4 protein-coding genes, 9 tRNA genes, 6 rRNA genes and 1 pseudogene are annotated in these 15,940 nt (G+C 47.4%); all 20 read left to right on the top strand.

Annotation, left to right across the window (positions count from 1 at the left end; translation table 11 throughout):
* Nucleotides 1-6: 6 nt before the first annotated feature.
* Entirely contained in the window at nt 7-1,494 is a 1,488-nt protein-coding gene (gene lysS / locus ACZ427_RS17020; RefSeq protein WP_461178118.1) for a lysine--tRNA ligase, read from the top strand.
* 1,035 nt (nt 1,495-2,529) lie between these two features.
* Nucleotides 2,530-4,097 (top strand): 16S ribosomal RNA (locus tag ACZ427_RS17015).
* Nucleotides 4,098-4,261: 164 nt separating this feature from the next.
* Nucleotides 4,262-7,181: ribosomal RNA gene (locus ACZ427_RS17010) — 23S ribosomal RNA — on the top strand.
* A 119-nt stretch (nt 7,182-7,300) separates the two neighbouring features.
* Nucleotides 7,301-7,416, top strand: a 5S ribosomal RNA gene (gene rrf, locus ACZ427_RS17005).
* Between the two features lie 34 nt (nt 7,417-7,450).
* A tRNA-Val gene (locus ACZ427_RS17000) sits at nt 7,451-7,526 on the top strand.
* Between the two features lie 2 nt (nt 7,527-7,528).
* A tRNA-Thr gene (locus ACZ427_RS16995) sits at nt 7,529-7,604 on the top strand.
* A 40-nt stretch (nt 7,605-7,644) separates the two neighbouring features.
* Nucleotides 7,645-7,720 (top strand) — tRNA-Lys (locus ACZ427_RS16990).
* 3 nt (nt 7,721-7,723) lie between these two features.
* Nucleotides 7,724-7,808, top strand: a tRNA-Leu gene (locus ACZ427_RS16985).
* 17 nt (nt 7,809-7,825) lie between these two features.
* Nucleotides 7,826-7,900: transfer RNA gene (locus ACZ427_RS16980), tRNA-Gly, on the top strand.
* Nucleotides 7,901-7,906: 6 nt separating this feature from the next.
* A tRNA-Leu gene (locus tag ACZ427_RS16975) sits at nt 7,907-7,995 on the top strand.
* Nucleotides 7,996-7,998: 3 nt separating this feature from the next.
* A tRNA-Arg gene (locus tag ACZ427_RS16970) sits at nt 7,999-8,075 on the top strand.
* Between the two features lie 5 nt (nt 8,076-8,080).
* Nucleotides 8,081-8,157, top strand: a tRNA-Pro gene (locus tag ACZ427_RS16965).
* A gap of 9 nt (nt 8,158-8,166) precedes the next feature.
* Nucleotides 8,167-8,242: transfer RNA gene (locus ACZ427_RS16960), tRNA-Ala, on the top strand.
* Between the two features lie 146 nt (nt 8,243-8,388).
* A 16S ribosomal RNA gene (locus ACZ427_RS16955) occupies nt 8,389-9,956 on the top strand.
* Nucleotides 9,957-10,120: 164 nt separating this feature from the next.
* Nucleotides 10,121-13,040 (top strand): 23S ribosomal RNA (locus ACZ427_RS16950).
* 119 nt (nt 13,041-13,159) lie between these two features.
* Nucleotides 13,160-13,275, top strand: a 5S ribosomal RNA gene (gene rrf / locus ACZ427_RS16945).
* Together the 16S, 23S and 5S rRNA genes with 9 tRNA genes alongside form the textbook arrangement of a ribosomal RNA operon.
* 231 nt (nt 13,276-13,506) lie before the next feature.
* Nucleotides 13,507-13,705: pseudogene (locus ACZ427_RS16940) on the top strand (transposase); the annotation flags it as partial.
* A 384-nt stretch (nt 13,706-14,089) separates the two neighbouring features.
* Entirely contained in the window at nt 14,090-14,743 is a 654-nt protein-coding gene (locus tag ACZ427_RS16935; protein ID WP_464883587.1) for an MgtC/SapB family protein, read from the top strand.
* Nucleotides 14,744-14,919: 176 nt separating this feature from the next.
* Complete coding sequence (locus tag ACZ427_RS16930; protein WP_461179952.1) at nt 14,920-15,387, top strand: CtsR family transcriptional regulator; 468 nt, start codon at nt 14,920-14,922, stop codon at nt 15,385-15,387.
* 13 nt (nt 15,388-15,400) lie between these two features.
* Nucleotides 15,401-15,937, top strand: coding sequence for a UvrB/UvrC motif-containing protein (locus ACZ427_RS16925; RefSeq protein WP_461179953.1), 537 nt, complete (start codon nt 15,401-15,403; stop codon nt 15,935-15,937).
* The last annotated feature ends 3 nt before the right edge of the window (nt 15,938-15,940 follow it).

Raw genomic sequence — 15,940 nt, 5'->3', positions numbered from 1 at the left:
TTAATGATGTCGGAAGAATTAAATGAGCAAATGCACGTACGCCGGGATAAATTAAATACGTATCGTGAGCAGGGGCTGGACCCATTCGGTGGAAAATTTACCCGGACCCATACGGCAACAGAATTGGTGGAGTTATACGATAAATTTTCAAAAGAAGAGCTGAAAGAAAAAGAAGGGGAATCACCGGTTACCATTGCAGGCCGTGTAATGACTAAACGTGGAAAAGGAAAAGCGGGATTTGCCCATCTGCAGGATTTAAGTGGCCAAATTCAACTCTATGTCCGTAAAGATGCGATTGGTGAAGAAGCATACGAGATTTTTAAATCGGTTGATATGGGGGACATCGTTGGCGTTACTGGTGTGATGTTCAAAACAAATGTTGGTGAACTATCCGTAAAAGCAACGGAATTTCAGTTGTTGACGAAATCACTTCGCCCGTTGCCTGAAAAGTATCATGGATTGAAAGACGTTGAGCAGCGCTATCGCCAGCGTTATCTGGATCTGATTACAAATATGGAGAGCAAGGATACATTTATACTTCGAAGTAAAATCATTCAGGAAATGCGGAAGTACCTGAATGGTCAGGGTTTTTTGGAAGTGGAAACACCAATGATGCACGGCATCCCCGGGGGAGCATCCGCTCGTCCATTCCTGACGCATCATAATGCATTGGATATTCCGTTATATATGCGTATAGCGATTGAGCTGCATCTAAAACGTTTGATTGTTGGTGGAATGGAAAAGGTTTATGAAATTGGACGAGTCTTCCGTAATGAAGGAGTTTCTACAAGACATAACCCTGAATTTACGATGATTGAGTTATATGAAGCGTATGCAGATTATCATGATATTATGGAATTAACAGAAAATGTTATTGCACATATTGCAAAAGAAGTATTAGGAGCAACAACAATCGCTTACGGTGATTATGAAATAGATCTTGCGCCAAAATGGAAGAGACTTCATATCGCAGATGCGGTCAAAGAAGAAACAGGTGTGGACTTCTGGGAAAAAATGAGCGATGAAAAAGCCCGTGAACTCGCAAAAGAGCATGGTATCGAAATTACAGATTCTATGACATTCGGCCATATCCTCAATGAATTCTTTGAACAAAAGGTGGAAGAAACATTAATACAACCTACATTTATCTATGGACATCCAGTAGAGATCTCTCCTTTAGCAAAGAAAAATAAAGAAGACGAACGGTTTACCGACCGGTTCGAACTATTTATTGTTGGCCGTGAACATGCAAATGCATTTAGTGAATTAAATGATCCGATTGATCAGAGACAACGTTTCGAAGCACAGGTGAAAGAAAGAGATGCGGGAAATGATGAAGCGCATTTAATGGATGATGACTTCCTCGAAGCATTAGAATATGGAATGCCTCCAACAGGTGGATTGGGAATTGGTATTGACCGTCTCGTTATGCTGCTAACAAATTCAGCATCCATCCGTGACGTTCTGCTCTTCCCACAAATGCGAAATAAATAAGTACTATGAAAAGATAACTCATCTTTATGATGGGTTATTTTTTTTGAAAGATAAGTATAAAGTTTTGGCAACATATCAATTCCTTGTCATTAATCGCCTCGGCCAGCACCAGCGCCTACCCCGCCTGAGGTCAAAAGCTGCAAACTCTCTCATGAGTCAAGAATGCGCATGCCCGAGTTCAAGCTTTCAGCCCACAGGACGTGGGTCAGTTCGACGTTGCCACGGATGTGGCGCTTTTAGTCGAACTCCCTCTTGCCTTAGGGTGATCAAGGCGCATGTGCTTTTGTTCCGGTTAAGAAATATTTTTGGCTTTATCGCCATGAAAGTTTGGGCGTTTAGCCAAGTTTTCAAATGTATTGAGAAAAAGGTTAAGTATGAGTGCAACTGCAAAGATAATTGTATTGGTTTGGGATTAGCCATATTTTAGGTTTAAATCGTTAATAATATGGGTATTTTATATAGGACTCCCCCCTTATGTACAAGTTTCATTTATTCATTTGTTCATGAGGGAGAATGGAAAAGCAGGCCGTAACATGGTGTGATAAGCGACTGCATTCTTCATATGATTCCTTGCTTTAAAAGGCGTAGGGATAACCTGTGATTCCTAAGATAGTTAACTAAAAAGTATGAATCATTATTCCCAGTTATTTCTTTTTAAAATCTGCTTGATTTCTATAATGAATCATGGTAAATTTAATATCGTTGCTTTAACAAATGCAACAAACGATTTTGCTTTCAAAAAAACACTTGACTTCACTTGAGGCGATGTGGTATATTAATCAAGTCGCCGAAACAAGAAGTGGCGCAATCGAAAAAACTTTTTAAAAAAAGTTATTGACTTCGATAAGCAGAAATGATATATTTAAAAAGTTGCTGTTTTAAAGCGACGAACAAATTTCGCTCTTTGAAAACTGAACAAAACAACCAGTATGTCAAGAAGAACATAACCTGTTTTTCTTTAAATAAATCAGAAGTTAACGCTTCTGAGAAAAGCTAAGTATATAAGATTGATTGGTGTTAATCTTATTTCAAACTTTTTTGGAGAGTTTGATCTTGGCTCAGGACGAACGCTGGCGGCGTGCCTAATACATGCAAGTCGAGCGCGGGAAGCAAGCAATCACCCTTCGGGGTGTGCGCTTGTGGAACGAGCGGCGGACGGGTGAGTAACACGTGGGCAACCTACCTGTAAGACTGGGATAACTCGCGGAAACGCGAGCTAATACCGGATAATACTTTTGCTCTCATGAGTGGAAGTTGAAAGGCGGCATTTATGCTGTCATTTACAGATGGGCCCGCGGCGCATTAGCTAGTTGGTGAGATAATGGCTCACCAAGGCGACGATGCGTAGCCGACCTGAGAGGGTGATCGGCCACACTGGGACTGAGACACGGCCCAGACTCCTACGGGAGGCAGCAGTAGGGAATCATCCGCAATGGACGAAAGTCTGACGGTGCAACGCCGCGTGAGTGATGAAGGTTTTCGGATCGTAAAACTCTGTTATTAGGGAAGAACAAGTGCCGTTCAAATAGGGCGGCACCTTGACGGTACCTAACCAGAAAGCCCCGGCTAACTACGTGCCAGCAGCCGCGGTAATACGTAGGGGGCAAGCGTTGTCCGGAATTATTGGGCGTAAAGCGCGCGCAGGCGGTCTTTTAAGTCTGATGTGAAAGCCCACGGCTTAACCGTGGAGGGTCATTGGAAACTGGAGGACTTGAGTACAGAAGAGGAGAGTGGAATTCCACGTGTAGCGGTGAAATGCGTAGAGATGTGGAGGAACACCAGTGGCGAAGGCGACTCTCTGGTCTGTAACTGACGCTGAGGTGCGAAAGCGTGGGGAGCGAACAGGATTAGATACCCTGGTAGTCCACGCCGTAAACGATGAGTGCTAGGTGTTAGGGGGTTTCCGCCCCTTAGTGCTGAAGTTAACGCATTAAGCACTCCGCCTGGGGAGTACGGCCGCAAGGCTGAAACTCAAAAGAATTGACGGGGGCCCGCACAAGCGGTGGAGCATGTGGTTTAATTCGAAGCAACGCGAAGAACCTTACCAGGTCTTGACATCCTCTGCTATCGGTAGAGATACCGAGTTCCCTTCGGGGACAGAGTGACAGGTGGTGCATGGTTGTCGTCAGCTCGTGTCGTGAGATGTTGGGTTAAGTCCCGCAACGAGCGCAACCCTTGAGATTAGTTGCCAGCATTTAGTTGGGCACTCTAATCTGACTGCCGGTGACAAACCGGAGGAAGGTGGGGATGACGTCAAATCATCATGCCCCTTATGACCTGGGCTACACACGTGCTACAATGGATGGAACAAAGGGCAGCGAAACCGCAAGGTCAAGCAAATCCCATAAAACCATTCTCAGTTCGGATTGCAGGCTGCAACTCGCCTGCATGAAGCCGGAATCGCTAGTAATCGCGGATCAGCATGCCGCGGTGAATACGTTCCCGGGCCTTGTACACACCGCCCGTCACACCACGAGAGTTGGTAACACCCGAAGTCGGTGAGGTAACCTTTTTGGAGCCAGCCGCCGAAGGTGGGACCAATGATTGGGGTGAAGTCGTAACAAGGTAGCCGTATCGGAAGGTGCGGCTGGATCACCTCCTTTCTAAGGATATATTACGGAAACATACTCGGTTGTTTGGTTCAGTTTTGAGAGAGTGAAAACTCTCTATTTGTACCTTGAAAACTAAATAAGAGTAACAACGACATCAATTTTTTGAAATAAAGCGAAGGCGAATTTAAATTCGTACGCTTATTCACAGTAACGCTAGTTAAGTGAATAAGGGCGCACGGTGGATGCCTTGGCACTAGGAGCCGATGAAGGACGGGACTAACACCGATATGTCTCGGGGAGTTGTAAGTAAACTACGATCCGAGAATTTCCGAATGGGGAAACCCACTGTTCGTAATGGAACAGGACTTGTGTCTGAATACATAGGGCACAGGAGGCAGACCCGGGGAACTGAAACATCTCAGTACCCGGAGGAAGAGAAAGCAAACGCGATTTCCCAAGTAGCGGCGAGCGAAACGGAATCAGCCCAAACCAGAAAGCTTGCTTTCTGGGGTTGTAGGACACTCCATTGGAGTTACAAAGAAATTCCTTAGACGAATGATCTGGAACGATCAGCCATAGCGGGTAAGAGCCCTGTAGTCGAAAAGGAATTTCCTCCGGAGTGGATCCTGAGTACGGCGGAACACGAGGAATTCCGTCGGAATCCGGGAGGACCATCTCCCAAGGCTAAATACTCCCTAGTGACCGATAGTGAACCAGTACCGTGAGGGAAAGGTGAAAAGCACCCCGGGAGGGGAGTGAAAGAGAACCTGAAACCGTGCGCTTACAAGTAGTCGAAGCCCGTTAATGGGTGACGGCGTACCTTTTGTAGAATGGACCGGCGAGTTACGATCGTATGCAAGGTTAAGTGGAAGACACGGAGCCGCAGCGAAAGCGAGTCTGAACAGGGCGAATGCAGTATGCGGTCGTAGACCCGAAACCGTGTGATCTACCCATGTCCAGGGTGAAGGTCAGGTAACACTGACTGGAGGCCCGAACCCACGTATGTTGAAAAATGCGGGGATGAGGTGTGGGTAGGGGTGAAATGCCAATCGAACACGGAGATAGCTGGTTCTCTCCGAAATAGCTTTAGGGCTAGCCTCAAGGAGATAGAGTACTGGAGGTAGAGCACTGATTGGACGAGGGGCCCTCACCGGGTTACCGAATTCAGTCAAACTCCGAATGCCAGCTACTTTACCTTGGGAGTCAGACTATGGGTGATAAGGTTCATAGTCGAGAGGGAAACAGCCCAGACCGCCAGCTAAGGTCCCAAAGTATACGTTAAGTGGAAAAGGATGTGGAGTTGCCCAGACAACCAGGATGTTGGCTTAGAAGCAGCCATCATTTAAAGAGTGCGTAATAGCTCACTGGTCGAGTGACTCTGCGCCGAAAATGTACCGGGGCTAAACGTATCACCGAAGCTGCGGATTGTTCTTTGAACAATGGTAGGAGAGCGTTCCAGGTGCCGTGAAGTCAGACCGTGAGGACTGGTGGAGCGCCTGGAAGTGAGAATGCCGGTATGAGTAGCGAAAAAAGAGTGAGAATCTCTTTCACCGAATGCCTAAGGTTTCCTGAGGAAGGCTCGTCCTCTCAGGGTTAGTCGGGACCTAAGCCGAGGCCGAAAGGCGTAGGCGATGGACAACAGGCAGATATTCCTGTACCACCTCATGATTGTTTGAACGATGGGGGGACGCAGTAGGATAAGGAATGCGCACCGATGGATGTGTGCGCCCAAGCAGTGAGAAAGTTGGATAGGCAAATCCGTCCAACAATTTCAAGCTGTGATGGGGAGGGAAATTTAGTACCGAAGTTCCTGATTTCACACTGCCAAGAAAAGCCTCTAGTTAGATCATAGGTGCCCGTACCGCAAACCGACACAGGTAGGCGAGGAGAGAATCCTAAGGTGAGCGGGAGAACTCTCGTTAAGGAACTCGGCAAAATGACCCCGTAACTTCGGGAGAAGGGGTGCTCACTTGTGAGTGAGCCGCAGTGAATAGGCCCAAGCGACTGTTTAGCAAAAACACAGGTCTCTGCGAAGCCGAAAGGCGAAGTATAGGGGCTGACACCTGCCCGGTGCTGGAAGGTTAAGGGGAAGCGTTAGCACTTACGTGCGAAGCGTAGAACCGAAGCCCCAGTAAACGGCGGCCGTAACTATAACGGTCCTAAGGTAGCGAAATTCCTTGTCGGGTAAGTTCCGACCCGCACGAAAGGTGCAACGACTTGGGCACTGTCTCAACGAGAGACCCGGTGAAATTATACGATGTGTGAAGATGCACATTACCCGCGACAGGACGGAAAGACCCCGTGGAGCTTTACTGTAGCCTGATATTGAATGTTTGTGCAGCTTGTACAGGATAGGTGGGAGCCTGAGAAGCGTGAGCGCTAGCTTACGTGGAGGCACCCGTGGGATACCACCCTGGCTGTATGAACTTTCTAACCCAGGACCGTGAACCGGTTCGGAGACAGTTTCAGGCGGGCAGTTTGACTGGGGCGGTCGCCTCCCAAAAGGTAACGGAGGCGCCCAAAGGTTCCCTCAGAATGGTTGGAAATCATTCGCAGAGTGCAAAGGCAGAAGGGAGCTTGACTGCGAGACCTACAAGTCGAGCAGGGACGAAAGTCGGGCTTAGTGATCCGGTGGTTCCGCATGGAAGGGCCATCGCTCAACGGATAAAAGCTACCCCGGGGATAACAGGCTTATCTCCCCCAAGAGTTCACATCGACGGGGAGGTTTGGCACCTCGATGTCGGCTCATCGCATCCTGGGGCTGTAGTCGGTCCCAAGGGTTGGGCTGTTCGCCCATTAAAGCGGTACGCGAGCTGGGTTCAGAACGTCGTGAGACAGTTCGGTCCCTATCCGTCGTGGGCGTTGGAAGTTTGAGAGGAGCTGTCCTTAGTACGAGAGGACCGGGATGGACACACCGCTGGTGTACCAGTTGTTCCGCCAGGAGCATGGCTGGGTAGCTACGTGTGGCAAGGATAAGTGCTGAAAGCATCTAAGCATGAAGCCCCCCTCAAGATGAGACTTCCCATCACTTCGAGTGAGTAAGATCCCTCAGAGACGATGAGGTTGATAGGTTCGAGGTGGAAGCATGGTGACATGTGCAGCTGACGAATACTAATCGATCGAGGACTTAACTAACTTCTTTACGATGTCCGTTGTTTTAACTCTTATTTAGTTTTTAGGGTATAAATCAAAAAAACCCTTGCATTTTTATTTAAAAATGCATATAATATATCTTGTCCTTGTTTTGAGGAATGTCTGGTAGCAAGAGCGGAGAGGTCACACCTGTTCCCATGCCGAACACAGAAGTTAAGCTCTCCAGCGCCGATGGTAGTTGGGACGTTGTCCCTGCAAGAGTAGGACGCCGCCAGGCATATATATTAATTTTAGAATGACAAGCATATATTGGAGGATTAGCTCAGCTGGGAGAGCACCTGCCTTACAAGCAGGGGGTCGCAGGTTCGAGCCCTGCATCCTCCACCATTGCCGGCCTAGCTCAATTGGTAGAGCAACTGACTTGTAATCAGTAGGTTGGGGGTTCAAGTCCTCTGGCCGGCACCATTTCTTAATTTAATAATATTTAAATGGTGCATTTTAGTACGAGCCATTAGCTCAGTCGGTAGAGCATCTGACTTTTAATCAGAGGGTCGGAGGTTCGAATCCTCCATGGCTCACCATTTGCGGGTGTGGCGGAATTGGCAGACGCGCTAGACTTAGGATCTAGTGTCTTCGGACGTGGGGGTTCAAGTCCCTTCACCCGCACCATTTATTTTCAATGCCAGGCGGAAGTAGTTCAGTGGTAGAACACCACCTTGCCAAGGTGGGGGTCGCGGGTTCGAATCCCGTCTTCCGCTCCAAGCCACGCCGGGGTGGCGGAATTGGCAGACGCACAGGACTTAAAATCCTGCGGTAGGTTTCTACCGTGCCGGTTCGAGTCCGGCCCTCGGCACCATTCGCGCCCGTAGCTCAATTGGATAGAGCGCTTGACTACGGATCAAGAGGTTAGGGGTTCGACTCCTCTCGGGCGCGCCATTTTACGGGAAGTAGCTCAGCTTGGTAGAGCACATGGTTTGGGACCATGGGGTCGCAGGTTCGAATCCTGTCTTCCCGACCATTTAGTTAAGGGGCCTTAGCTCAGCTGGGAGAGCGCCTGCCTTGCACGCAGGAGGTCAGCGGTTCGATCCCGCTAGGCTCCACCAATATTTTTTCGCTCTTTGAAAACTGAACAAAACAACCAGTATGTCAAGAAGAACATAACCTGTTTTTCTTTAAATAAATCAGAAGTTAACGCTTCTGAGAAAAGCTAAGTATATAAGATTGATTGGTGTTAATCTTATTTCAAACTTTTTTGGAGAGTTTGATCTTGGCTCAGGACGAACGCTGGCGGCGTGCCTAATACATGCAAGTCGAGCGCGGGAAGCAAGCAATCACCCTTCGGGGTGTGCGCTTGTGGAACGAGCGGCGGACGGGTGAGTAACACGTGGGCAACCTACCTGTAAGACTGGGATAACTCGCGGAAACGCGAGCTAATACCGGATAATACTTTTGCTCTCATGAGTGGAAGTTGAAAGGCGGCATTTATGCTGTCATTTACAGATGGGCCCGCGGCGCATTAGCTAGTTGGTGAGATAATGGCTCACCAAGGCGACGATGCGTAGCCGACCTGAGAGGGTGATCGGCCACACTGGGACTGAGACACGGCCCAGACTCCTACGGGAGGCAGCAGTAGGGAATCATCCGCAATGGACGAAAGTCTGACGGTGCAACGCCGCGTGAGTGATGAAGGTTTTCGGATCGTAAAACTCTGTTATTAGGGAAGAACAAGTGCCGTTCAAATAGGGCGGCACCTTGACGGTACCTAACCAGAAAGCCCCGGCTAACTACGTGCCAGCAGCCGCGGTAATACGTAGGGGGCAAGCGTTGTCCGGAATTATTGGGCGTAAAGCGCGCGCAGGCGGTCTTTTAAGTCTGATGTGAAAGCCCACGGCTTAACCGTGGAGGGTCATTGGAAACTGGAGGACTTGAGTACAGAAGAGGAGAGTGGAATTCCACGTGTAGCGGTGAAATGCGTAGAGATGTGGAGGAACACCAGTGGCGAAGGCGACTCTCTGGTCTGTAACTGACGCTGAGGTGCGAAAGCGTGGGGAGCGAACAGGATTAGATACCCTGGTAGTCCACGCCGTAAACGATGAGTGCTAGGTGTTAGGGGGTTTCCGCCCCTTAGTGCTGAAGTTAACGCATTAAGCACTCCGCCTGGGGAGTACGGCCGCAAGGCTGAAACTCAAAAGAATTGACGGGGGCCCGCACAAGCGGTGGAGCATGTGGTTTAATTCGAAGCAACGCGAAGAACCTTACCAGGTCTTGACATCCTCTGCTATCGGTAGAGATACCGAGTTCCCTTCGGGGACAGAGTGACAGGTGGTGCATGGTTGTCGTCAGCTCGTGTCGTGAGATGTTGGGTTAAGTCCCGCAACGAGCGCAACCCTTGAGATTAGTTGCCAGCATTTAGTTGGGCACTCTAATCTGACTGCCGGTGACAAACCGGAGGAAGGTGGGGATGACGTCAAATCATCATGCCCCTTATGACCTGGGCTACACACGTGCTACAATGGATGGAACAAAGGGCAGCGAAACCGCAAGGTCAAGCAAATCCCATAAAACCATTCTCAGTTCGGATTGCAGGCTGCAACTCGCCTGCATGAAGCCGGAATCGCTAGTAATCGCGGATCAGCATGCCGCGGTGAATACGTTCCCGGGCCTTGTACACACCGCCCGTCACACCACGAGAGTTGGTAACACCCGAAGTCGGTGAGGTAACCTTTTTGGAGCCAGCCGCCGAAGGTGGGACCAATGATTGGGGTGAAGTCGTAACAAGGTAGCCGTATCGGAAGGTGCGGCTGGATCACCTCCTTTCTAAGGATATATTACGGAAACATACTCGGTTGTTTGGTTCAGTTTTGAGAGAGTGAAAACTCTCTATTTGTACCTTGAAAACTAAATAAGAGTAACAACGACATCAATTTTTTGAAATAAAGCGAAGGCGAATTTAAATTCGTACGCTTATTCACAGTAACGCTAGTTAAGTGAATAAGGGCGCACGGTGGATGCCTTGGCACTAGGAGCCGATGAAGGACGGGACTAACACCGATATGTCTCGGGGAGTTGTAAGTAAACTACGATCCGAGAATTTCCGAATGGGGAAACCCACTGTTCGTAATGGAACAGGACTTGTGTCTGAATACATAGGGCACAGGAGGCAGACCCGGGGAACTGAAACATCTCAGTACCCGGAGGAAGAGAAAGCAAACGCGATTTCCCAAGTAGCGGCGAGCGAAACGGAATCAGCCCAAACCAGAAAGCTTGCTTTCTGGGGTTGTAGGACACTCCATTGGAGTTACAAAGAAATTCCTTAGACGAATGATCTGGAACGATCAGCCATAGCGGGTAAGAGCCCTGTAGTCGAAAAGGAATTTCCTCCGGAGTGGATCCTGAGTACGGCGGAACACGAGGAATTCCGTCGGAATCCGGGAGGACCATCTCCCAAGGCTAAATACTCCCTAGTGACCGATAGTGAACCAGTACCGTGAGGGAAAGGTGAAAAGCACCCCGGGAGGGGAGTGAAAGAGAACCTGAAACCGTGCGCTTACAAGTAGTCGAAGCCCGTTAATGGGTGACGGCGTACCTTTTGTAGAATGGACCGGCGAGTTACGATCGTATGCAAGGTTAAGTGGAAGACACGGAGCCGCAGCGAAAGCGAGTCTGAACAGGGCGAATGCAGTATGCGGTCGTAGACCCGAAACCGTGTGATCTACCCATGTCCAGGGTGAAGGTCAGGTAACACTGACTGGAGGCCCGAACCCACGTATGTTGAAAAATGCGGGGATGAGGTGTGGGTAGGGGTGAAATGCCAATCGAACACGGAGATAGCTGGTTCTCTCCGAAATAGCTTTAGGGCTAGCCTCAAGGAGATAGAGTACTGGAGGTAGAGCACTGATTGGACGAGGGGCCCTCACCGGGTTACCGAATTCAGTCAAACTCCGAATGCCAGCTACTTTACCTTGGGAGTCAGACTATGGGTGATAAGGTTCATAGTCGAGAGGGAAACAGCCCAGACCGCCAGCTAAGGTCCCAAAGTATACGTTAAGTGGAAAAGGATGTGGAGTTGCCCAGACAACCAGGATGTTGGCTTAGAAGCAGCCATCATTTAAAGAGTGCGTAATAGCTCACTGGTCGAGTGACTCTGCGCCGAAAATGTACCGGGGCTAAACGTATCACCGAAGCTGCGGATTGTTCTTTGAACAATGGTAGGAGAGCGTTCCAGGTGCCGTGAAGTCAGACCGTGAGGACTGGTGGAGCGCCTGGAAGTGAGAATGCCGGTATGAGTAGCGAAAAAAGAGTGAGAATCTCTTTCACCGAATGCCTAAGGTTTCCTGAGGAAGGCTCGTCCTCTCAGGGTTAGTCGGGACCTAAGCCGAGGCCGAAAGGCGTAGGCGATGGACAACAGGCAGATATTCCTGTACCACCTCATGATTGTTTGAACGATGGGGGGACGCAGTAGGATAAGGAATGCGCACCGATGGATGTGTGCGCCCAAGCAGTGAGAAAGTTGGATAGGCAAATCCGTCCAACAATTTCAAGCTGTGATGGGGAGGGAAATTTAGTACCGAAGTTCCTGATTTCACACTGCCAAGAAAAGCCTCTAGTTAGATCATAGGTGCCCGTACCGCAAACCGACACAGGTAGGCGAGGAGAGAATCCTAAGGTGAGCGGGAGAACTCTCGTTAAGGAACTCGGCAAAATGACCCCGTAACTTCGGGAGAAGGGGTGCTCACTTGTGAGTGAGCCGCAGTGAATAGGCCCAAGCGACTGTTTAGCAAAAACACAGGTCTCTGCGAAGCCGAAAGGCGAAGTATAGGGGCTGACACCTGCCCGGTGCTGGAAGGTTAAGGGGAAGCGTTAGCACTTACGTGCGAAGCGTAGAACCGAAGCCCCAGTAAACGGCGGCCGTAACTATAACGGTCCTAAGGTAGCGAAATTCCTTGTCGGGTAAGTTCCGACCCGCACGAAAGGTGCAACGACTTGGGCACTGTCTCAACGAGAGACCCGGTGAAATTATACGATGTGTGAAGATGCACATTACCCGCGACAGGACGGAAAGACCCCGTGGAGCTTTACTGTAGCCTGATATTGAATGTTTGTGCAGCTTGTACAGGATAGGTGGGAGCCTGAGAAGCGTGAGCGCTAGCTTACGTGGAGGCACCCGTGGGATACCACCCTGGCTGTATGAACTTTCTAACCCAGGACCGTGAACCGGTTCGGAGACAGTTTCAGGCGGGCAGTTTGACTGGGGCGGTCGCCTCCCAAAAGGTAACGGAGGCGCCCAAAGGTTCCCTCAGAATGGTTGGAAATCATTCGCAGAGTGCAAAGGCAGAAGGGAGCTTGACTGCGAGACCTACAAGTCGAGCAGGGACGAAAGTCGGGCTTAGTGATCCGGTGGTTCCGCATGGAAGGGCCATCGCTCAACGGATAAAAGCTACCCCGGGGATAACAGGCTTATCTCCCCCAAGAGTTCACATCGACGGGGAGGTTTGGCACCTCGATGTCGGCTCATCGCATCCTGGGGCTGTAGTCGGTCCCAAGGGTTGGGCTGTTCGCCCATTAAAGCGGTACGCGAGCTGGGTTCAGAACGTCGTGAGACAGTTCGGTCCCTATCCGTCGTGGGCGTTGGAAGTTTGAGAGGAGCTGTCCTTAGTACGAGAGGACCGGGATGGACACACCGCTGGTGTACCAGTTGTTCCGCCAGGAGCATGGCTGGGTAGCTACGTGTGGCAAGGATAAGTGCTGAAAGCATCTAAGCATGAAGCCCCCCTCAAGATGAGACTTCCCATCACTTCGAGTGAGTAAGATCCCTCAGAGACGATGAGGTTGATAGGTTCGAGGTGGAAGCATGGTGACATGTGCAGCTGACGAATACTAATCGATCGAGGACTTAACTAACTTCTTTACGATGTCCGTTGTTTTAACTCTTATTTAGTTTTTAGGGTATAAATCAAAAAAACCCTTGCATTTTTATTTAAAAATGCATATAATATATCTTGTCCTTGTTTTGAGGAATGTCTGGTAGCAAGAGCGGAGAGGTCACACCTGTTCCCATGCCGAACACAGAAGTTAAGCTCTCCAGCGCCGATGGTAGTTGGGACGTTGTCCCTGCAAGAGTAGGACGCCGCCAGGCATAAACATAAAAAGCTAAGATACAAAAATGTATCTTAGCTTTTTATTATCTACTTAGAAGACTGTTATCTAAAATCGAAACCGGTCTATTTAGGGCCCTGTTTTATTAAGTACATCCGTACAATATATTTCAGTGAAAGACATAGTGAAAGATTCGAAACCGTTATCGCTTGTATGTGAAAAAAAGAAATTGTGCTATTTTACCTAATAGAAAGATGGAAGATCAATGAAACGTTCAAAAATAGAAGCGTTTCATCGCGTCAGGGAAACCTTTCAACGTTGGAAAATAAAGATCTTACAATCGTTTAGTATCCTTTTAATAACAGTATATAGAGGGGGTTAACACGATAAAGGTGTTAAAGCATAATTCATTCGGGATTAAGAGCTTTAATCGAATGAGAAATAAATTCTGTAGCAACAAGAGGTTATAAAATGAACTTAGCATAAATCAAAAAAAGATGGTGGAAGCCATTTTCCAACACCACTTTTGACAATGAACCAAAAAGTCGAGCTCTACATTTTTCTTAGACGTAAGGAAAATGCTGCTGATACCAAATATTTTCTTTTACGGTCTTCATGCAAAACAACAAACTTTACAAAAGACTAATTAGAATAATGGTTTTAAATCACGCGACAAGAAGTATTTTAATTCCTATCTTTAATAAATCTTTTCGATAATCATATATTTAGTATGAAAGTTAGTTTAGGCTATAATGGTTTTAAAACTTATTAAAAAGGAATGTGATTACCTTTAAAAGGAGATGCGGAAATTGAAGGCATATATCGATCAAATATTCAGTGAAGACATTGATGTGATGATAATACGTATACTGATTGCCTTGGTTTTATCTGGAGTAATTGGTTTTGAACGTGAAATGAACAATCACTCAGCTGGTTTTCGCACCCATATTCTTGTTGGTGTTGGAGCTTGTTTAATGATGTTATTATCTATCTTCGGTTTTGAGGCATTTATAGTACAATATGATAATGTACGTTTTGACCCGGCAAGAATTCCTTCCTATGTTATCAGCGGAATTGGTTTTCTCGGAGCAGGTACGATAATAGTCTATGGCGGAACGATCCGTGGATTAACGACTGCAGCTTCTATTTGGACGGTTGCAGGGATAGGGCTGGTCGTTGGCGCGGGGATGTATGGCGCAGCTTTATTTACCACGTTTATTATCTTAATTAGTCTGGTCTTTCTCAACAACTTTGAAAAGCTGTTTACCAAGGTGAATTCCTCTAACTTAATTGAAATTATAGCTTCTGTGGATTTGGAAATAAGTGAAATCATTGCAGTGATTGAATCATATAATTTAACAATTAAAAATGTAGAGATTGTTAAATCGGAAAATAATAACAGAAAAATTTTTATAAAAATGGATAGTGTACCGATGACAGAGCAAGTTTCCCTGTTCGAAAGGATATCCAAAGTTGAACACGTCATAAATATTTCAGAACTCAGCTAAAATACCATCCAAGACCTTACACATAAAATATGCTGTAAGGTTTTTTCTTTTCACTTTTTGTCTAAACTGTACATAGAACTTTGTATTTGCATCTTGGCAATTTTGACGTATAATAAAAATATAGTCAAAGATAGTCAAAGTCAAAGGGTGATTGGAATAGGAGGTAGGGACGCCCAATGAGTAATATTTCAGATGTGATTGAGCAATATTTGAAGAAGATTTTACAAACAGAAGGGCAAAATGCCATAGAGATTAAGCGCAGCGAAATTGCTGATCAGTTTCAGTGTGTCCCCTCGCAAATCAATTATGTGATTAAGACGCGTTTTACTGTGGAAAAAGGGTATATAGTAGAGAGTAAGCGTGGAGGCGGCGGCTACATCCGAATTATGAGGGTGATTCATCAGGAAAAATCTGAACTTATTGATGAAATTATAGAAATGATAAATCCTACCGTGACTCAAGCTTCGGCCATTAATGTTATTGAACGTCTTTTGGAAGAGAAATTGGTAACCGAACGGGAAGCAAAAATTATTTTAAGTGCGGTTGACCGAACGACGTTAGCATTTCAATTGCCACTGAGGGATGAGGTTCGCGCTCGTGTTCTGACTGCGATGCTTTCCACATTAAAATATCTAAATAAGTAAGGAGGCAAATTGCATGGAATGTCAGGAATGTCAAAAGCGGCCGGCTACACTGCACCTTACCAAGGTTGTCAATGGCAGCAAAACCACTGTACATGTGTGCGGTGTTTGTGCAAAGGAAAAAGGCTATATGTCTTCACCGGATGAGACATACTCCCTTCACAATCTTCTGGCAGATTTCTTTAATTTCGATTCTGCACTTGTAGATAATCAGCAAAATAATACATTTAAGCAAGGTAAGGAATTGCAATGCCCACAATGTGAAATGACATTTTCAGAGTTTCAGCGTGTTGGAAAATTTGGCTGTGCATCCTGTTACGACACATTCGCTTCAAAACTTGATCCGATTTTTCGCCGGGTGCATTCCGGGAACACCCAGCATTCCGGGAAAATCCCCAAACGCCAGGGGGGCGATTTAAAAAAGAAAAAGCAGCTTGCCAGCTATAAAGAGGAACTTCAGGGGCTAATCGAAGAGGAAGCATTTGAGGAAGCAGCCAAAGTAAGGGATAAGATTAAAGCATTGAAAAATGAAAATGAAGATGGAAGCAGGTGACAA

Source organism: Virgibacillus ainsalahensis, from assembly GCF_055380755.1.
Note: the sequence above shows the minus strand (reverse complement) of the source record. Positions and strands in the feature narration are given on the sequence as shown.

Coding starts and splice junctions, on each gene's coding strand:
- ACZ427_RS16925 (WP_461179953.1), top strand. CDS start 15,401: ATGGAATGTCAGGAATGTCAAAAGCGGCCGGCTACACTGCACCTTACC.
- ACZ427_RS16935 (WP_464883587.1), top strand. CDS start 14,090: ATGATAATACGTATACTGATTGCCTTGGTTTTATCTGGAGTAATTGGT.
- lysS (WP_461178118.1), top strand. CDS start 7: ATGTCGGAAGAATTAAATGAGCAAATGCACGTACGCCGGGATAAATTA.
- ACZ427_RS16930 (WP_461179952.1), top strand. CDS start 14,920: ATGAGTAATATTTCAGATGTGATTGAGCAATATTTGAAGAAGATTTTA.